The 21161-nt window shown below is 38.3% G+C and carries 14 protein-coding genes and 1 tRNA gene; 7 read left to right on the top strand and 8 right to left on the bottom strand.

The features are described 5' to 3' along the window. The first annotated feature begins 25 nt into the window (after positions 1–25). The 4 genes from DF185_RS17795 to DF185_RS17780 all read left to right on the top strand — a co-directional run bounded on the left by DF185_RS17795 (position 26) and on the right by DF185_RS17780 (position 8209). Entirely contained in the window at positions 26–4768 is a 4743-nt protein-coding gene (locus DF185_RS17795; protein ID WP_110362115.1) for an efflux RND transporter permease subunit, read from the top strand. Positions 4769–5080: 312 nt separating this feature from the next. After that, positions 5081–5788: a hypothetical protein gene (locus DF185_RS17790; RefSeq protein ID WP_133250078.1), complete on the top strand. Its 708-nt coding sequence runs from the start codon at positions 5081–5083 to the stop codon at positions 5786–5788. A 340-nt stretch (positions 5789–6128) separates the two neighbouring features. Continuing rightward, positions 6129–6494, top strand: a complete 366-nt coding sequence (locus DF185_RS17785) for a BlaI/MecI/CopY family transcriptional regulator (protein WP_110362113.1) — start codon at positions 6129–6131, stop codon at positions 6492–6494. Between the two features lie 23 nt (positions 6495–6517). Beyond that, entirely contained in the window at positions 6518–8209 is a 1692-nt protein-coding gene (locus DF185_RS17780) for a M56 family metallopeptidase (RefSeq protein WP_165836065.1), read from the top strand. Positions 8210–8626: 417 nt separating this feature from the next. Here DF185_RS17780 and DF185_RS17775 read toward each other — a convergent pair whose 3' ends face one another. Together DF185_RS17775 and DF185_RS17765 are read right to left on the bottom strand one after the other, a co-directional pair. Next, on the bottom strand, positions 8627–8980 hold the full coding sequence (locus tag DF185_RS17775) for a rhodanese-like domain-containing protein (RefSeq protein WP_110362111.1): 354 nt from the start codon (positions 8978–8980) through the stop codon (positions 8627–8629). 394 nt (positions 8981–9374) lie between these two features. Further along, positions 9375–10499 carry a serine hydrolase domain-containing protein gene (locus DF185_RS17765; protein ID WP_165836064.1) on the bottom strand — a complete coding sequence of 375 codons (1125 nt, stop codon included), beginning with the start codon at positions 10497–10499 and terminating at the stop codon, positions 9375–9377. A gap of 513 nt (positions 10500–11012) precedes the next feature. Between DF185_RS17765 and DF185_RS17755 the strand changes: the two genes are divergently transcribed. Next, on the top strand, positions 11013–11777 hold the full coding sequence (locus tag DF185_RS17755) for a DUF6261 family protein (RefSeq protein WP_110362107.1): 765 nt from the start codon (positions 11013–11015) through the stop codon (positions 11775–11777). 154 nt (positions 11778–11931) lie between these two features. On the opposite strand, the gene DF185_RS17750 is transcribed toward DF185_RS17755, so the two are convergent. The 3 genes from DF185_RS17750 to folB form a co-directional block, all read right to left on the bottom strand. Then, positions 11932–12426 (bottom strand): PH domain-containing protein, encoded by a 495-nt coding sequence (locus tag DF185_RS17750; RefSeq protein WP_110362106.1) that lies wholly within the window; start codon positions 12424–12426, stop codon positions 11932–11934. Positions 12427–12616: 190 nt separating this feature from the next. Next, positions 12617–12687 (bottom strand) — tRNA-Cys (locus tag DF185_RS17745). Positions 12688–12805: 118 nt separating this feature from the next. Continuing rightward, positions 12806–13156 carry a dihydroneopterin aldolase gene (folB, locus tag DF185_RS17740; protein ID WP_110362105.1) on the bottom strand — a complete coding sequence of 117 codons (351 nt, stop codon included), beginning with the start codon at positions 13154–13156 and terminating at the stop codon, positions 12806–12808. A gap of 293 nt (positions 13157–13449) precedes the next feature. Between folB and DF185_RS17735 the strand changes: the two genes are divergently transcribed. After that, positions 13450–15162, top strand: coding sequence for a glutamine--tRNA ligase/YqeY domain fusion protein (locus DF185_RS17735; protein WP_110362305.1), 1713 nt, complete (start codon positions 13450–13452; stop codon positions 15160–15162). A 267-nt stretch (positions 15163–15429) separates the two neighbouring features. After that, the gene (locus tag DF185_RS17730) at positions 15430–16026 is read left to right on the top strand and encodes an LURP-one-related/scramblase family protein (RefSeq protein ID WP_110362104.1); all 597 of its coding nucleotides are present in this window, start codon (positions 15430–15432) and stop codon (positions 16024–16026) included. A gap of 72 nt (positions 16027–16098) precedes the next feature. Here DF185_RS17730 and gltX read toward each other — a convergent pair whose 3' ends face one another. From gltX to DF185_RS17715, 3 genes are all read right to left on the bottom strand, one after another. Then, positions 16099–17631, bottom strand: a complete 1533-nt coding sequence (gene gltX, locus DF185_RS17725) for a glutamate--tRNA ligase (protein WP_110362103.1) — start codon at positions 17629–17631, stop codon at positions 16099–16101. An 81-nt stretch (positions 17632–17712) separates the two neighbouring features. Beyond that, positions 17713–18099: a response regulator gene (locus tag DF185_RS17720; RefSeq protein WP_110362102.1), complete on the bottom strand. Its 387-nt coding sequence runs from the start codon at positions 18097–18099 to the stop codon at positions 17713–17715. A gap of 411 nt (positions 18100–18510) precedes the next feature. Next, positions 18511–21063 (bottom strand): adenosylcobalamin-dependent ribonucleoside-diphosphate reductase, encoded by a 2553-nt coding sequence (locus DF185_RS17715; RefSeq protein ID WP_110362101.1) that lies wholly within the window; start codon positions 21061–21063, stop codon positions 18511–18513. Positions 21064–21161: the final 98 nt, after the last annotated feature.

Below are 21161 nucleotides of genomic sequence, written 5' to 3'. Positions count from 1 at the left end.
ATACAAGCTAAAAGCTGATTAATATATGAACTTCATTATAAAAAGAAAGGTTTTAATTGCGATGCTATTCGCAGGATTAAGTATGCTGGGATATTTTTCCTACAAGCAGCTTCCTGTCGAGTTGATTCCCAATGCAAACCTTCCTATGCTCTTTGTTCAGGTTGGTACTGGTATCGAGGTTGATCCTAGATATATGGAAAATCAGGCAATAATCCCTTTAGAAGGAGTTGCTGGAAGCCTTGAGGGAGTTGAGAAAATCGAATCAACTGCAGGACAGCAGCGCGGAAGCATTGAAATTTCTTTTGAACAGGGCACAAACATCAAGTACGCCTATTTAAAACTTGCCGAAAAGGTAGAGGAAATCAAAAAAGATTTTCCCGAGGAATTTCAGGTTCAGGTTTTAAAGTTTGATATGGAACAACTCAACAACATGTTCATGAACATTCAGGTTCGTGGTAGTGGTGGAGTTGACCGCGTTCGACAAATCACAGAAAATGAAATCCTCGATAAAATTCAAAATATTGATGGTATTGCCAATGCTGCAATATTTGGCGGTCGGGAAAAATCAGTAGAAATTTTGCTTCGCGATGACGTTTGTAAAAGCTATGGCATTAGTCCATCCGATGTTCGAACAGCACTGAATAACAATGGCAACATTCGACGTTTTGCAGGGAAAGTGATCGATAAAGATCAACTGAATTTTGTTAATGTTGTTTCCCAATTCTCCGATATCAACGAGCTGCACGAGTTGGTTGTACAGGAAAAGGGAGATATCCGTTTAAAGGATATCGCTGACATTCATTACGGGGTAAAAACTCAAACTTCCTACAGTCGTGTAAATGGTAAGGAAGCAGTAACCCTGCAATTAACCCGCGATGCTCAGTCAAATATCATTGAACTATCAGAGGTTACCCTTGCCAAAATTGATGATCTAAATAAGGAATTAAAGAACAAAGATGTAGAAATGGTTGTTCAGCTAAATATGGCTGAAACCATGAAAACCAATATCGATTTAATCATTGAATTGGCCTTGGTAGGAGGTGTTCTGGCAATATTTATCCTTTGGATATTCTTAAAAAACTTGCGATTGGTAACAGCAATTGCTTTGGCAATTCCAATCTCGGTTTACACTGCCTTTAACTTCTTTTATGCCTACGGAATTAGTATCAATACACTAACGCTGTTGGGAATGGCCTTGGCCATTGGTATGCTCCTCGATAACAGTATTGTCGTCCTCGAGAACATATACCGACTCGCTGCACAAAAGAAAGATGCAAACACGGCAGTAATTCAAGGTACCAAGGAGGTTTGGCGCTCAATATTTGCAGCAACCCTAACCACCATAACCGTATTCTTACCATTTGTATTTTCATCCAATTTCCTAATCGGATTAATGGGCAAACACATTGGAGTTTCCATTATTTCTACCCTATTGGTATCCTTGGTGGTTGCTTTGTTGTTGATCCCAATGATTACGCACAGCTTTTTAAGGCGTAAAGGAAAATTTCAGGAGATAAACTTTGAAAACATCTCCTATCACAACCGATTGGTACAAATATACCTGGTATTGCTAAAATCTTGTATGCGTCACCCGGGAAGAACAGTTTTAGGTGCTTTAGGTTTGTTCTTCATCACCTTGCTAATCAGTTTAGGTTTAAGCTTTATTTCTACCGAAGAAACCGAAACCAAAGACCTGAATCTGTACGTCAACCTTCCGGGAGGTACCACACTTGAGAATACCGATTTATTTGTTCAGCAAGTAGAAGAAAAGTTGGCCTCACTTGAGGAGAAGAAAGATATCACCAGCCAGATTTACGAAGAAGAAGCCATGCTTACCATTAGCTTGGTGGATGATTATCGCGAAAAGCAAAACTTAAGCATTCCTGGCATCAAGAAAAACATCATGGAACGCCTTGATGGATTGCCTCGCTCCTCTTTTAGCTGGGAACCTCCGGCACGAGGAAGAAGATTTGGCGGCGGCGGAGGCGATGGCTTCGGTGGCGACGATCCATTTATGGAAATGCTGGGGATCGGTAGTCAACAAGAAAAGCTGATTATTAAAGGGCAGAACTTCGATAAGATGCTAGACCTTTCGGAAGATTTGGACTATTACCTTAACCAGCTTACATCTATCAAAAATGTGAACATACGCATTCCTTCCAAACGTCCTGAACTGATTTTGGAATTGGACAAGCAGGTAATGGCCTTGTATGATATTCCTGTGAGCTCGGTTCTATCGGAGCTGAACTCTTTCCAAAAAGAATTCTCGAGTAATGTTGTATTTAAGGAAGGAAACGAAGAGTATGATATCGTTATTAAAACCCTTGGTGAAAATCCTGAAATCACACGAAATGCACAAGATCTGCGCAAGCTAAGCGTTCGCGGAACTCAAGGAGCAGAATTCGAATTGGAAAACATCAGTAAATTCAACTTTACCGATGGCTTGTCTACCATTAAGCGAACCAACCAGGAAAAACAGCTGGTGGTTTCTTATCAGTTTATTGATGAAGTAAATGATGATAAAGACCTTCTTACTGCTGCACGAGTAGAAATCGACGAAATCATTGGTGGGATGACCTTACCTTCGGGATTGGCTGTTGAAATTGTTCACGAAGAAAACAGTTTGGGCGAATTCGGCTTCCTATTCCTAATGGCATTTATTCTTATTTTCATGATTTTGGCATCGGTTTTCGAATCGTTTAATATGCCAATCGTAATGATGTTCTCCATACCAATGGCTGCCATTGGTTCATTGGTTGCCCTTATACTTACGGGAACCTCATTGATGAATGCCAATGTGTTTACAGGCCTGATTATTTTGCTGGGAATTGTGGTAAACAACGGAATCATCATGATCGATTATTCCAATGTGCTTCGAAAACGAGGCTACCGACAGTCCAGAGCCTTAATGATGGCCGGATTGGCTCGTATACGTCCGATTTTAATTACAGCAATTACCACCATTATCGCCTTAATGCCTTTGGCACTAGGACGCGCTGAATATGTAACGCAAATTGGTGTTCCGTTTGCCATTACAGTAATTGGAGGTTTGAGTTTAAGTACCATTTTAACTTTGGTATTCATCCCAACGCTTTATACCGGATTACAAACCAGCTTAAACTGGATGCGCAATCAACCAGTATGGGTTAAAGTGATACAATTTGGCATTTGGATAGCCGGAGCCTATTTCATATACACCGAGGTAGACAGTAAAATCTGGCAAATTATCGATCTATTGGTACTTCTGTTATCGGTACCTGCCTGCATTTATTTTATACAGGCAAGTTTGCGCAAAGCCAACGAAGAACTAATTGCTGCCGATGACGAACTTCACATTCAGATCCGAAATCTTGTAAAAATATACGATTGGGATGGCAGATTTATGCGTGAATGGAAATCTGGTTTAAGAGTAAGAGAACGTTTGGGATTAAAACACTCATACACACGCTTGCGCGATTTCTTAACCCTGATATGGCAGTTGCCACTTATCGCCTTCATGATCTTTTTCATCTATTTCCATTTGCAAAGTAAATTTTGGTTGATTCTGCTATCCATCAACTTCCAAATTATGCTCTTGTATTTCATGGCGCCTATTATGGAATACAAAAAACACTTAGTGGAAAAAGGCAAAAGCAAATTGGGCAGAATCGTAATCAACCTGTTCCATAAATTCATTTACTGGATTTTCCCATTGGCTGTATTGGCTTATTTCAATAGCAAATACGAATTAATTGGATTAACCATTCCGGTTGCAGTACTGTGGTATTTTGCATTGCTGATTAAGAAAACGTCAGACAAAATTTATCGCGAAAAGATCAACATCAACCGATTAACAGGAAGGTTTAAAGGAATTCGCAAGTTCTTCTACCGATTTGTGTTGATTATCCCAATCATCGGGAAACAGAAAGTTCCTTTTAAAGCAGTAAAGAGCGTTTCTTTCGACATTGGCAATGGTATGTTTGGATTGCTGGGACCTAACGGTGCCGGTAAATCAACCCTAATGCGTATTGTTTGTGGAATACTTGAACAGAGCTACGGGCAAATCACCATTAATGGAATTGATGTACGAGAAAAACGCGAAGAACTGCAAGGATTGATCGGTTACCTTCCGCAGGAATTTGGCATGTACGAGAACATGACTGCCTGGGATTTTCTGAACTACATGGCAATCCTGAAAAAGATTCACAATACTGAAGTACGAACAGAGCGTGTTAGATACGTGCTGGATGCAGTACACATGCTCAAGAACAAAGATGAAAAAATTGGATCCTTCTCGGGTGGTATGAAACAGAGAATTGGAATTGCTCAAATCTTGCTTCACCTGCCAAGAATTCTTGTGGTAGATGAACCTACCGCTGGTCTCGATCCTCGCGAACGAATCCGCTTCAGAAACCTTTTGGTGGAGTTGAGTAAAAAGCGAATTGTAATCTTCTCTACACATATTATCGAGGATGTAGCAAGTTCGTGTAACCGAGTGGCAGTAATGAAAAAAGGAGAATTGAAATATCTAGGTGAACCCGTTCACATGGCAGGTATTGCCAATGAAAAGGTTTGGATGTTGAAGGTTTCGCCTGAAGAATTTGAACAGTTTAAGAAAGAACACGTGATTATTCATCATATGCGTGATAACGATCATATTCGAGTAAGATGCCTATCGGATGAAGATCCGGGATACGGTGCGGTTAACACCAAAGCAAATCTCGAAGATGCGTATTTGTGCTTGCTGAATGATACAAGTGATAATAAAATTACTATGATGAATGTGTAGACTGAACCACGAAGTAATAACGAAGGATGTAACAAAGAATCACAAAGGAAGAAATGAACTATTTATGAGAATCAAGGATTGAAATATAGCTTAAAAAAAATAGAACGATTATTTAGAAATTCTTCCCTTCCAGGGAAGATGGCGACAGCCAGAAGGGTGTATTTTTGATTATATTGTTCTTATTTCACCCTTTTCCCTGTCGGGATTTTCCCTAGAAGGGAAAAACTCAACTAGAATAGCTTAGAGCAAGTTTAAACTTTGTGCGACTTCGTGAAATACTTTGAGAATCCTTTGTGGTTAAAAACAAAAAACATGAAAACAATAGAACAAATAAAACTCATAACAGACTTTGTTCGCTACAATGTGAAAATCATATTTGCGAATAAATTCATCTATTTTCTGATAGCAGCCTTCGCCTTCTTCTTTATGGTAATGGGCATCATGCTATTCACAGATTCTAGTCCCGATGAGTCGGATATTTTTTCGAGTTTAATTTTCCCGGGAATACTGATCCTCTTTTATCCGGTGATCTATATCATTCAAAGTGATAAGGATACCCGAATGCTCGAAATTCTATTCGGAATTCCCAATTACCGATACAAAGTTTACCTGGTACGTTTTGCATTAAGCATTCTTTTGCTGGTATCGCTTATGTTTTTAATGTCGTGGTTAACGGTGTTTTTGGTCATTAAAATTGATGTATTCCATATGGTTTACGAGCTGATGTATTGTCTGCTGTTTTTGGCAAGTTTGGCCTTTCTGTTCACCACTTTAATTAAAAATGCAAGTGGTGCAGCCGTAGTCATGGTGGTTTTAGGATTGGTATTTCTGATACTGGCCGAGCCTTTACAATACAGCAAATGGAACATTTTTCTAAACCCTTTTAATGTTCCGGGCGATATGAGCTACACCATCTGGCAAAATGTATTGTACCAAAATCGAATGATGCTAATTATTGGTTCGCTGATTACCATTCTGTGGAGCTTAATCAACCTGCAACGAAGAGAGAAATTCGTGTAAACAATGAACAGTTAGCAGTTCATAGCTGCAAATTTAAAGCATTAAATACCCGGGGTAAATGAGAAAAACAAATCTCGCCCCGGGTTAAATATTCTCCCAACTCATTGTCGCACTTAGCTCTGATATTTAACCCAAAATAATCTTTGCGACAATCTTGAAACCTGAGTTCAGAAATATTTCCATAGAAATATCAAAAAAAACTCAATCGCCTTTTTCCTAGTATTTTCGAAGCTTCCAGCTCGCTTTTATTGTTTATCAACTATATTTTATAGTTTTTAAACTGTATTTATAGTTGTAAAACTATATTTTATAGTTATATTTGATTAAAATATTTTGCGAAATGAAGAAGTTAACACAAAAAGAAGAGGAAATTATGAAGTTATTTTGGGCCGAAGGTCCCATGTTTGTAAAAGAACTTCAGAAAATCTTTCCCGATCAGAAATTACACTACAATACCCTATCAACCATGGTGAGAGCTTTGGAGGAAAAGTCATTCATAGCTCATGAGACCTTCGGGAAAACGCATCGTTACTATGCTGCCATTACCGAAGAAGAATATCGCAAAAAAACCATGGGGAATGTGGTTAAAAAATACTTCGACAACTCATACAAAAGAGTAGTATCCATGTTCGTTGAAGAAGAGAAACTATCCATCGACGAGCTGAAAAGGTTAATTCAGGACATTGAAGACAATAAAGACAAATAATGCTGTTTAGTTTTATTACATACATGATAAAAACAGGTATTGGCCTGGCATTTTTCTACCTTCTGTTCAAATTGTTGTTGAGTAGAGATGGGAGACATGCCTACAAAAGGTTGGTACTCTTGCTATCGGTAGGTGCTGCTTTTACAATTCCGCTATTGGCCAATATGATTCCCGCTAGCGAGATAGATTCTACCCCATTGGTTAAAGTTCGAGAGTTTATTGAATTGCCATTAGTAGAAACCAAAATGATCGACAGCACAACTCTTGAAACCACAGGCCTAATCAGCCACACACATCAGGTAAATTGGTATGTGTTGATTTACCAACTGGTTCTGATTCTGCTGTTCCTGCGTTTCTTGCTATCCTACAAAAGCATATTTAAATGGCTAAAGCAAGCCAACATACAAGCCTATAAGAATTTATTACTGGCTATTGTACAAGATAACATACAGGCATTCTCGTTTTGGAAATACATTGTACTCTCAAAACAAGATTACCAGAACAATAAAACTCCAATTCTTCTGCACGAAGAAGCACATTTAAGGCTGCATCATTCATACGATGTAATCTTAATGGAACTGGTTTGTTTTCTGCAATGGTTCAATCCATTTGCATGGTTATTAAAAAAGGAGTTAAAACTGGTTCACGAATTTCAGGCCGATCAGGCCGTACTCAAATCTGGCATCGATGCAACACAATATCAACTGTTGATTTTAGAAAAAGCTGTAGGCAAAAGACGTTTTGCTTCAGCAAATCATTTCAAACAAGGTTCAATTTCAAAAAGAATTAAAATGATGAAAAAGAAACAATTTTTACGATGGAGCGTTGCAAAAACCCTACTCTTTTTACCTGCAGGATTTCTGCTTTTACAAGCATTTGCCAATCCGAAAGTAAGTGAAAAGGTAAATACTCTGCCTGCGCTCATGGTTCAGGTCAATGATAGCGAATCCTGGCTGAAAGAATGGCGACACAACAATATCGCAAATTTAAATGCCGGCGTTTTCTATGGCAAACAGCCTACCCACAAACCCGACTTAAGTTGGCAAACAGGACCTATTAAAAAAAGGAATGTTTTGGCTGTACTACAAAACAAACGTGGTGATCTACTGGCAAATGGGAAATTGGTATCAAAAACAGAGCTCAAAACCATTGTGAAATCATTTATCAGCGGTAAAAACTATTGGAACAATGCCAATCCTGAAACTACTGAAAACCAATTGAGCAATGGCAAATCGGCAAAGGTAAACCAGCTTGCCATCAGCTATCAAATCGACAGGGGCACACCAAAAGATGATGTTGCCATGAGCATGCAATCCTTCGGGAAAGCTTACCTGGAGGTGCGATCAGAAAAAGCACAAAAGCTGTTCAACAAGGATTACTTTCGATTGTCGGATGCACAGCAATTGGAAATTGATGAAAGAGTTCCGATTCGTATTGCACCTTTTACAGCTATTAAGGTTTCTGTAAATGCCATCGATCTAAGAGTTACCACTGAAGGAATCTTTATAGACTATAAAAAATGTCCCTTAAATCTTATTGAGGAAAGAGTTAAAGCTCTAAACAATAAGAACACATTACTCGCCGAAATCAGAGTTCTCGACCCGGCAACCAAAATGGAGACGATTGAAGAAATCAAAAGACAACTCCGAAATGCGGGCATCAAAAGAATTAACTATTCCGGCGTAATGAGTGTAGTAGAAACTCCTGCCAAGTAATTATTTTAGAGCTGTAGACTCAGTGGGTAGCCCTTTAAACTTACTCATCGTAAGGTCTATTATCTACAAATGACCAAAGTGGGCATTGGAAGGTCAAGCTACTTATACACATAAAACTTTTTAGTAAGACGGGGAAGCTGAGAACTTGTTCGAAGATCACCCCGCCGCACTTAAAGTTTTCAAGTAGAAGTAGTTTGAGCTTACTCGCCCTAGATCTTTTGCATCCTTTTCCATCGATGGGAAAAGGATGAGCCATGCGGCTAGAGCAAATCAAAATTAATATAACGAATTTACTATTTCGGCACAATGAGTGTTGTAGAAACTCCTGCCAAATAGTTATTGAATAATGTTGATAAAGAAAGCTCAATAAACCAAATTATTGAGCTTTCCTTTTATGCTTTAATAAGCTGAGTACGACTAATAAGTCTCAGCTTTCATTTTCTTTAGTTGGCGATTCCAACTGTACAATCCACCTTTTAGATGCGCTACCTTATGGAAGCCTATTTTGCGCAAGTAATTTCTCACCTGCTTGCTTCTAAATCCCAAATGGCAGAAAATAATAATGTCCTTATCCTTAGGCAGGGTAGGAATCTTATTTTGAATCTCTCCCATCGGAATGTGAATGGAATTCTCGATCCCTTCTTTCGCCAATTCATGCGGTTCACGAATGTCGATCAGTAAAATATCCGAACCCTTTTCCAACTCCTCCATCAACTCCAAAGCAGTAAAACTTGTTTTGGGTCCATTATCATTGCTTGTAAAAATATTCATATTCAATAGTTTAATAATATAGGGGAACAAAACTCTTGAAAGGCTCTATTCACGGCCTTTCTGAACCACTACCAAATTAAAAAAAATAAATCAGTTATCAGTAAACAATGAGCAATAAACAGTGAACAATTATCAATGAACTAATCAGTAAACGCAAATGTGAGTAAGAATGAAATCAGTGTCTCTTAATTCTCATTTATTTTCCTGAAAATAATTCGACAGAGAATTAAATATACAATCGTTTAATTCTAAATTCTCCCCTTCCAGGGGAGATGGCGACAGCCAGAAGGGTGTATTTTTGATTGTATTTCTCTTAAAAACACCCTTTTCCTTATCAGGATTTTCCCTAAAAGGGAAAAAATCATTTCGAAAATGAGCAGGAATCAATGATCCATTAAAACTCTGCCTTCAAAATTTCGTCGACACAATGCAATAGGGTCATTTTGCCTTTGTAGGTATCGCAATTGGTTTGAAATGCCACGGCAATTTTTTGTTCCGGGTAATACAAGAATATGGAACGAAATCCGGGAACGAAACCCGTATGACCATAGGCTTTGCCATGCGCACTTTTAAAAATAAAGCTGCCCATACCATAGGAATCGTACTCGCTTAAAACCCCATGGGGATTAGGCGTAACAATTTTCTGCAGCGTTTCATTGGAAAATGGCAGCGCCTCGTAGTAAAACTTGGCCCATTTTGCCAGGTCGGATGTAGTGGAAGCATATCCTCCGCCAGTCCACTCCATTTGCGGATTAAAAGCATACCTGCCCTCAACCACCATCTGCTTTGGCATGTGAAAGAAATCTTCTAAACCCGAATAGCCAATTGGCAATCTCGGAACATCGCGACGGGTTGCCCCGTAGGTTTCTTTAAAATCCAACGGCGCCAAAATACGCGCATTGACCACCTCGTAGTAATCCATGCCCGTAACCTTCTCAATTAGCATCCCTATCAGCAAATAATTGGTATCGGAATACGCCCAGCCCTCGCCTGCCTTGTGCACCGCTTCCATATCAAAAGCATACTGCAATCGGTCCTTATAGCTCCACACCTTATCAGGATTATTTTTGATATCGATCCACAGCTGCTCATTCTCGATATAGCGTGGCAAACCGCTGGTGTGCTGCAAAAGCATCTCAACGGTAATGTCCCCAATGTTTGGCAATTTCGACAACCAACACTCCCCCTTGCAATAGTTAAAAAACTTCTCTTTTAAATCGACTTTACCCTCTTCAACCAATTGGTACAAAACTGCTGCAGCGTAGGTTTTCCCTATACTTCCCGAAAACATTACGTGTTGCAAATTCATTCTTTCCTTACGGATAGAATCCGAATAACCTGTTGCATAGTTTTCCTGTCGTCCATCCTGGTAAATGATGGAGAATTTTGCACCAGGCATATCCAACAACTGCACAATGCTATCGAGCTTATGTTGATAGGTACACTGAGAAAATCCGTCGATATAAAAAGAGAATACTAGAATAAAAAATAGGGGAAGAGAGATGTACTTTTTTTTCATAGCGCGGTTGAGTTGGGTTAACTGACTGTAATGTAAGCATTTTAGCATAAAATTACCAATCTGGGATGTGGAAATGTAAATGTTAACTGCAAGATGTCATCTACAGGGTGTAGAATGTTTCCTGCAAGTTGCAGGAAGGTTTCTACAGGGTGTAGAAAGTCTCCTGCAGATTGCAGCAAGGTTTCTACAGGGTGTAGAAAGTCCCCTGCAGATTGCAGCAAGGTTTCTACAGGGTGTAGAAAGTCCCATGCAGACTGCAGCAAGGTTTACACAGGGTGTAGAAACGGCCCTGCAGTTTGCAGTAAGCTTTATACACACATTTTAAGCAAGATAGAATAATACACTACCCAAACAATCAAATTTACTCATTTTACAATAAGCTGTAAAGCCCATATCATAAGGGATAGCCGACTCCTTAACAATTTTTAACAGTAGAAAATACATAATTTCCTTTATTTCTTCATTTTAGATTTGTAATTTGAATTCAGTTTTACTAACCAAAACCATTTACTTATGTTTTTATCAATCAATTACAGGTATCTACGCCTAAGCGAATTCATTCAATTCTTTCAAAACTTTTTACAGCTATTAAGCGCCAACGATCCAGAGGCATTAAAAGTAAAATCGCAGTACGACGATTTACATGCACTGGTAGCTACCCTGGCAAGTTTTTACAAGCAAGAGTTGGGTTCAGAAATTACAACTGAACTGCAAGAATTGGATGCCAAGCGCGATAGTGCCATTCAAGGAATCGAATTACAAGTGAAATCTTACATCCATCATTACGATGATTTGATTCGAGCTGCAGCCATTCTAATGGCAAATTTTTTCGATAATTACGGTTGGGATATAGACCGATTAAATTATCAGGCCGAAACCTCTACCATTAGCAGCATGGTAGAAAAGTGGGAAGGCGAACAAAAGTATATCGATGCAATTGCTGCTTTGAAACTAAGCGATTGGACAACGGAATTAAAGAACACTAATACCAGCTTTAACCAACGCTATCTGGCCAGAGTAGAAGAAAATGCTGAACATCCAGAAGCATCATCGAATGAAATGCGAGCGGGTATTATAGTGAGTTACCGCAAGCTTATGGACCATTTGCAAGCCTACGCTACTTTGAGTAGTGGCGGCGAATACGACAAAATTACCAAGTTGATAAACCAACTGGTTGACGAGTACAACAAGATGCTTGCTCCTCGCATTAAAAGCAAAAAAGAAACAAGTCCGGAAACGGAAAATCAAGAGACTCCAGCCGAAGAGGCTGCTGAGTAGTTCAGACATTTTAGTAATTGAGCCCTTCGGGGCTCTTTTTTATTATAGCATTATGAGTCGGATATTGCCAAACCAACCCCGCTATCGCACCAATCCTTTCCTGTGATAAATGGTAAGAAATTCACAAGCCTGGATGGTACAAAAACAAGATGCCTTAGTCGACAAAAGTTATAATTTTTAATTTACGCTCCACATTTCCAGGCCACTTCTGCTTCGCATCAGGAAATAGCAAACTTGTTATTACATAACTTTCATCATTCCTTAATGTGATTTTAGTATAGTGATAGAAATCTGTAGGCAGTATCATATGTTTGCCATTGTATAGCCTGCGTGTCATGAATCGTTTAATTTTCTTAATGTCCTGAAAATTTATTTCCTCATCTACACCTTTTTTGGAATAAATAATTTTATCCCTTTCAATAGTTAAGCTAACTCCTTTATTGGTGAAGTAGTACTCCAAATGCAGATATAGAACTAAAATCGAATAACCAATCATGAAGGCAAAGACTACAACCAAAGCATCTATATTATGCTGTATCCCTTTCGAATACTGATAGAATGCAAATAGTGTGAAGAATGCTAAAAAAAAGAATAAGCCTTTTAGGTGTTTCAGATGACTTCTCCATGAAATCTTAATTATTCTATCCATAGTGTTTAAAATCTCTTGTTTGATGAATCATCCATCATTCTATTGATCCAATGGGTTCAAACTAGTTACAGAATGTCGCTCTTACTATCTCTTTCGTGTGATAAATGGTAAGAAATTAACAAGCCTAGATGATATAAAAACAAAAAACCTCATCTGCATAAGCAAATGAGGTTTTATTCGAATTTTCCAGAGGTCTCTGGCGGATTCGAACCGCCGTAGACGGTTTTGCAGACCGCTGCCTAGCCACTCGGCCAAGAGACCCTATCTCCCTTAAAGGCGTTGCAAAGATATAAATTTCTGTTTTACCTATGCAAACTTTTTGCTAGCTTTTGTAACAAAAATTTTACGTCCACAATGCAAGCTTAGCATTATCAATAGCTTAACGACTTAGTGTAAGGCTAACTTTTTCTATTTGTCCACCCATTGGCGGGTTCATTTTCGATACTTTTACCGTTGCATGCTGCAATTCTGGGAAGTTTTCGTACAACATATCCAAAATTCGCTGGCAAACATGCTCCAACAAATGCGACTTAATTTGCAGTTGCTCCTTAATTTTTTCGTAGGCACGCTGGTAGTTCAACGCATCGCCAATGTAATCGCTTTTGGCAGCTTTTGTTTCATCATACTCCATGCGTACATACACGGTGAACTTGTTCCCTACAATCTGCTCCTCTTTAAAACATCCGTGATAGGCATAAAACTCCATGCCTTCCAATTCGATAATTCCCATCTGTCTGTTCTTATATATTTTGTGGCGAAAATAGAAATTAAATTACGAATTACGAAAGAGGAATTACGAGTATTAAAATTTAGCAAGCTCAAATTTTAAATAAATTCGTCATTCGTAATTACTAAATCGTAATTGATTTTAGCGTATTTTATCTACTTTTGTTTTTTCGTTTTCAAACAGGTACAGATGTAAAGATTTATTGTAAATTTATGTTTGTGCATTTCGAAACGAAAAGCAAGGCAGGATTCAATCGAATCCGAGGCAAATCATTGTATCATTTTAAATTGAAAAACATGGATAACAAAACTGTAAAGGAAGAGAGTGCTAACGAAAAATCTCTGAATTTTATCCAACAGATCATCGAGGAAGATCTGCAAAACAATGTAAATGATGGAAGAGTACACACCCGATTCCCACCAGAACCAAATGGGTATCTTCACATCGGTCATGCAAAGGCAATTTGCCTAAACTTTAGCCTTGCCCAACAATACCAGGGAAAATGTAATTTACGATTCGACGATACCAACCCAGTTAAGGAAGATACAGAGTATGTTGATTCTATTATGGAAGACATCAAATGGTTGGGTTTCGAATGGGAAGGTGAACCACATTATACTTCTGATTATTTCGATCAGTTATACGATTGGGCAGTTCAGTTAATCAAAGATGGCAAAGCCTATGTTGATGATCAGACTGCTGAGCAAATTGCAGAGCAAAAAGGAAGTCCAACAGTTCCGGGAACCGAAAGTCCTTTCCGTAACCGCAGCGTTGAGGAAAACCTTGATTTGTTCGCAAGAATGAAGAATGGTGAATACAAGGATGGTGAAAAAGTATTGCGTGCTAAAATCGATATGGCTTCACCAAACATGCACATGCGCGATCCGTTGATGTATCGTATTATGCATGCGCATCATCACCGTACTGGCGACAAATGGTGTATTTACCCAATGTACGACTATGCTCATGGCGAGTCGGATTATATCGAGGGAATTACTCACTCAATTTGTACATTGGAATTCGAAGTTCACCGTCCGCTTTACGAATGGTTTATCGATAACATTACTGATACTGAATACAGACCTAAGCAGCGCGAATTTGCTCGCTTAAACTTAAGCTATACAGTAATGAGTAAGCGTAAGTTATTGGAATTGGTTACCGATGGTCATGTAAATGGATGGGACGATCCACGAATGCCAACCGTTTCTGGTTTGCGTCGTAGAGGTTATACTCCTGCAGCTATTCGCAACTTTGCCGATACCATTGGTGTAGCAAAACGTAACAATGTTATTGATGTTTCTTTACTGGAGTTCTGTGTTCGCGAAGACTTGAACAAAACTGCAACTCGTGTAATGGGTGTATTGGATCCGGTAAAATTGGTAATCACCAACTATGCCGAAGGAGAAGAAGAGTGGTTGACCATTGATAACAATCCGGAAGATGAGAATGCAGGAACTCGCGAAATTCCATTCTCGCGTGAATTGTATATCGAGCGCAACGACTTTATGGAAGATGCACCACGCAAATTCTTTAGAATGACTCCGGGTCGCGAGGTTCGTTTAAAGGCAGGTTACATTGTAATGTGCGAGAAAGCGGTGTATGATGCTGATGGAAACATCACCGAAATTCACTGTACTTACGATCCTAAATCGAAGAGTGGTAGCGGAACCGAAGAGAGCAAGCGTAAAGTTAAAGGTACACTTCACTGGGTATCTGCAAAACATGCAGCTAAAGCTGAAGTTCGCGTTTACGATCGTTTGTTTAACGACGAAGCTCCTGATGGACACAAGGACAAAGATTTCAAGGATTTCATTAATCCTGATTCATTGGAGATTTTGAAAGACTGCTACGTTGAACCATGCTTGAAAGATGCTAAGGCTGAAGATCACTTCCAGTTTACACGTTTGGGATACTTCTCGGTTGATAAGGATACCAATGCTGATCAATTGATCTTTAACCGTACTGTATCGCTAAAAGATTCTTGGGCAAAAGCTCAGAAGAAGAAATAATTTTTAGCTGTAGCTAGATAAAATACAAACCTGTCAGGATTTAGAATCCTGACAGGTTTTTTTATATCCATTGTCCTGGGTTAAAACCCGGAGTAATTCATGGGGCAATTGATATTTGTAGAAATTTGAATTGACAATTTTATAAAACCCTATTCAATTGCCATGGCTAAAACAGTTCATTCTTATTGTGTATTTATAATATTTTTGTTTTGTTCAGTAAAACTCTTTATCTAATTTTGCCGTCCTCATTAATTATAATCACATCAAATGCAAAAAATACAATTCCCGGTAAACTTTGAATTCAAAGTTTCTACCATTGCCAACGATTTTACGGCTACCGATGCCGATGGTAAAACATTAGCTTACGTTCGCCAGAAAATGTTCAAGCTAAAAGAGGATATCCAAATTTATAGTGACGAAAGCCGTACAAAACAAAACTATAGCATTAAAGCCGATAAGTGGTTAGATTTTTCTACTGCCTATAAGTTCTTGGATGAAGATCAAAAAGAATTTGGTAAGGTGGTTCGAAAGGGATGGAAATCCATTTGGAAAGCGGAATACAAAATATTTAACGGTAGCGAACAAGAGAAATACAATATTCGCGAAGAGAATGGCTGGATCAAGGTATTGGATTCAATTCTATCGCAAGTTCCTGTATTGGGAATTCTTACTGGTTACCTTTTCAATCCATCTTACATTGTGAAAGATCAGGATGAACAAGAAATTATTCGCTTGAAAAAGATGCCTTCCTTCTTTGGTCGTAGATTCGAATTGACAAAATTGGGAGAAATGAACGAGGAAGATGATGACAGAATCATGTTGAGTCTTATGATGATGATTCTTTTGGAAAGACGCAGAGGCTAAATCACATTATACTAAAAGAAAAGGGCTGTCAATCATGAATTGACAGCCCTTCTTATATCTTTAAATAATGATCTATTTTTTGATATTCTCCATTGTAAAATCCAAACGAGCAATGGTTTCTTCTTTTCCAAGAATTTCGATGATATCGAACATGTGAGGGCCTTTACCTGCACCTACCATAGCCAAACGGAATGGGTTCATCACTTTTCCAAAGCCAATTTCCTTTGAAGTGATCCATTCTTTAACTACTTCCTCTGTATTTGCTGATGAGAAGTCTTCAATGCCTTCCAAAATGCCTTTTAATTCGGTCATTAATTCAGGTGTATCAGCTTTCCATCCTTTTTTCATGGTCTTCGCATCGTACTCTTTTGGAGCTTCGAAGAAGAAATTCACCTGATCCCAAAGTTCAGCAATAAAATCTACACGATCTTTCACCATTCCGCATACACGGTTCACAACAGCTTGATCAGCTTCAATCTCTTTTGCTTTTAGTACCTCTTCAGTAAATAGGTTACCAATCTCTTCATCTGATTTATTCACCAGGTATTGACGATTGTACCATTTGGTTTTCTCAGGATCGAACTTCGCACCTGATTTATTAACTCTCTCCAATGAGAATGCTTGTGAAAGCTCTTCCATTGAGAAGATTTCCTGCTCAGTTCCCGGGTTCCAACCCAAGAAAGCCAACATGTTCACGAAAGCTTCCGGGAAATATCCATCTTCACGGTATCCTGAAGAAATATCATTGCTTTTCGGATCAGTCCACAACAATGGGAACACTGGGAAACCTAACTTATCGCCATCACGCTTGCTTAATTTTCCTTTACCAACTGGCTTTAAAATTAACGGCAAGTGTGCGAATTTAGGCATATCTTCACCCCATCCTAATTGTCTGTAAAGCAACACGTGTAATGGCATTGATGGCAACCATTCCTCACCACGAATTACGTGAGAAATCTTCATCAAATAGTCATCTACCACATTTGCCAAATGGTAAGTTGGCATTCCATCTGATTTGAACAATACTTTATCATCCAAAGTAGATGTATTGAATACTACATGACCACGAATTTCATCATCCATGTGTAATTCCTCGCCAACTGGCATTTTAAAACGAACTACATATGCTTCACCCGCTTCAATCTTTCTTTGAACCTCTTCGGCAGGCAACGCCAATGAGTTATTCAAATTTTCACGAGTTTCGTGATTGTATATAAAAGTCTTCTTTTCTTCTTCGCACTTCTTACGGATAGCATCCAATTCCTCTGGAGTATCAAATGCATAATAAGCATCTCCCGAAGCAATCAGCTTATCGGCATACTCACGATACATTGGCTTACGTTCCGACTGACGATAAGGACCATATTCACCTCCCACGGTAGCTCCCTCATCAATTGTAATTCCACACCATTTTAATGCTTCTACAATATAATCCTCAGCTCCTGGAACATATCTTGTTTGATCGGTATCCTCGATACGCAACAAAAATTCACCATTGTGCTTTCTCGCAAATAAATAGTTAAATAAGGCTGTTCTTACACCACCCATATGCAACGGTCCGGTCGGACTTGGTGCAAATCGAACTCTGACTTTCTTTTCGCTCATTTTTATATCCGTTAATTTCGCAGCAAAGATAAGAAAATGGAAAAAGAAATTTAATGTAGAAAATTAAGAAACTGCTTAAAATTAAATAAATCGGGCAATCACATCCTTTAGGCCGTTAATATCAATAGGTTTTGTTACAAAATCATCACAGCCTGCAGCCATAATCTCTTCGTATGCTTCACCATAATGATAAGCCGTTTGTGCAATAATAGGAATTTGCTGATTTAATTTCTTGATGTTTCGGGTAGCATCATAACCATTCATTACAGGCATTTGCATATCCATTAACACCAAATCAATTTCAGGATTGGACTCAAAAAGACGAATGGCTTCTTCTCCATCTTTAGCTCGAATTAAACGAGCATTGGTATCCGTGAGTACTTCTTCCAGAAAGATATAATTAAAATCTTCATCTTCTGCCACAAGTAACACTTTACCTTCCCAGTTGTATTCAGAGGAGAAATTCATATGCTATTTCGTCTTTTTTATTTGTTAATTCATTGTCTTATACCAAAGTTAGAATATTTTATGATAAGACAAAAAAAATCCGAATCTAATATGAACTTTTTTACACACAAAGTAAAAAAGGGCTTCTCAATGAAAAGCCCTAACAACAGAAATAAATTTAAACAGTCGTATGTCAATTTCTTGAACTCAGTATTGTTGACATTGAAGTCAACTTTATATTTATAAGTTTTAAAACTGAAATCTAAACTGATTGAAACAAAAATAAGATTTTTTACTTACAAAACAAGTGTTTTAAAACAATTTTACTTACAGTTCAAAACAGACAGAGTAACCATTTTGAAAACTTGAAATAAAAAAAAGGAGCCTTAAAAGACTCCTTTATTTAAAAGTGGTTTGTTATTTATAAAGTGGTTATCCACATTTTGATGTTCCACAAGACTGGCAAATTAAACAACCTTCCTGATAAATGATATGATCTGAACCACAATCAGTACATTTCATACCTTTGGCTTTGGTTCCATTCGGAATGTACTTTTTAAGTGCACGCTCAACACCGTTTTTCCAGGTATTAATATTTTCACTATCTAACTGAAGACCTGAAACAAGATTTACCACTTGCTCAATTGGCATACCATGACGCAATACACCTGAAATCAGTTTTGCATAGTTCCAGTATTCCTTGTCAAATTTGTATGATAAACCTTCGAATGTGGTTTTGAATCCTCGTTTGTTACAGAATTGGAAGTCGTAACGAGTATTCCCTTCATCATCCTTTCTCTTAATGATAATACCTTTATTCACTGATTTTGGCAACAAGATACCTTCTTCATCATCAGCAATACCGGTAAAAATTTCGTAAGGCTGTCCTTTATATAAACCGATAAAGGCAATCCATTTTTCTTTGTTATTTTGGAAACGTACAACTTCTGCTTCCAATTCAGCAGGACGTTTTTCTGGTACAACTTTAGCCTCTTCTTCTTTCTTATCATTAGAGATCAATACGCCTGAACGAGATCCGTCACGGTATACTGTACAACCTTTACAACCGCTCTTCCATGCTTCAACATACAAATCACCAACCAATGATTCTGGCACATCTGAAGGCAAGTTTACAGTTACACTAATCGAGTGATCTACCCATTTCTGTACTCTACCCTGCATGCGCACTTTCTGTACCCAATCCACATCGTTCGAAGTAGCTTTATAGTAAGGTGATTTTTTCACCAATTCATCAACTTCCTCGTTTGTGAAGTGCTGTGCTGCGTTTATTCCGTTTGCTTCCATCCAAGTCACAAATTTGTGGTGGAATACAACAAATTCTTCCCAGCTGTCACCAACCTCATCTACAAAGTCAACTCTTACATCTTTATCGTTAGGATTTACTTTTCTTCTACGCTTGTAAACAGGCATAAATACCGGCTCAATACCTGAAGTAGTTTGAGTCATCAAACTTGTTGTTCCTGTTGGAGCAATGGTCAAACAAGCAATATTTCTACGACCATATTTTTGCATATCTGCATAAAGACTCTCATCAGCCTCTTTCAAACGCAAAATAAATGGGTTTTTACTTTCTCTCTTGATGTCGAAAATATCGAAAGATCCACGATCCTTAGCCAAATAAACAGATGAACGATAAGCTTCAACAGCAATAGTTTTGTGAACTTCTACTGAGAAATCAATAGCTTCATCGCTACCATAACGCATTCCAAGAGCTGCAATCATATCACCTTCAGCAGTAATACCAACACCTGTTCTTCTACCTTCGTTCGCTTTGGTTTTGATATTGGTCCAAAGATCTTTTTCTACTCTTTTAATATCACTTCCTTCTGGATCTGAATCAATCTTTTCGATAATTGCATCAATTTTCTCCAATTCCAAGTCGATGATATCATCCATGATTCTTTGCGCAAGAGCTACATGTTTCTTGAACAAATCGAAATTAAATTTCGCTTTTTTAGTAAACGGATTCTCAACATAGCTGTACAAGTTAATTGCCAACAAACGACAGCTATCGTATGGACACAAAGGAATCTCACCACAAGGATTTGTAGAAACAGTTCTGTAACCTAGATCAGCATAACAATCAGGTACCGATTCATTTTCAATAGTATCCCAAAATAAAATTCCTGGCTCTGCAGATTTCCAAGCATTGTGAACAATTTTGTTCCAAAGCTTTCCTGCATCTATATCTTTTTTATAAGTTGGATTTTCTGCATTAATAGGGTATTGTTGAGTGTATGGTTTACCATCCAATACTGCCTGCATAAACTCATCATGAATTTTCACAGAAACATTTGCTCCGGTAACCTTACCCTGCTCCATTTTAGCATCAATAAATTCTTCCGAATCTGGGTGCTTTACAGAAACACTTAACATCAAAGCTCCACGACGACCGTCTTGTGCAACCTCTCTTGTTGAGTTTGAATAACGCTCCATAAAAGGAACAACTCCTGTTGAAGTTAAAGCTGAATTTTTAACCGGTGAACCTTTAGGACGGATGTGAGATAAATCGTGTCCAACTCCACCTCTACGTTTCATCAATTGAACTTGTTCCTGATCGATCTTCATGATTCCACCATATGAATCGGAGTCTCCATCATTACCAATCACAAAACAGTTAGACAAAGATGCTATTTGGAATTTGTTACCAATTCCAGACATAGGGCTTCCTTGTGGAACGATATATTTAAAGTCTTTAAGTACAGCGAAAATTTCTTCTTCGCTTAGCGGATTCGGATAACGCTTTTCAATTCTTGCAATTTCACTTGCAATTCTGTGGTGCATATCATCCGGGGTCTTTTCATAAATATTTCCGAACGAATCTTTCAGTGCATATTTGTTCAACCAAACACGTGCTGCCAACTCATCACCATTAAAATATTTAAAAGACGCTTGAAAGGCTTCTTCAGGGTTGAAAGTCTCTTTCATTTTTTCTCCTTGTTGTTGCTTCTCTTTAACTTCCATTCAGGTTCTCAAAAAAGTGGTTCTTACTGCGAATAACTTGTCTCTATATATCAGCAAAATGACCGGCTTTACCCGGTCCATTTTTGTAATATGCAAGT

Origin of the sequence: Marinifilum breve (assembly GCF_003202155.1) — a bacterium.
Classification (GTDB): Bacteria; Bacteroidota; Bacteroidia; order Bacteroidales; family Marinifilaceae; genus Marinifilum; species Marinifilum breve.
Note: the sequence above shows the minus strand (reverse complement) of the source record. Positions and strands in the feature narration are given on the sequence as shown.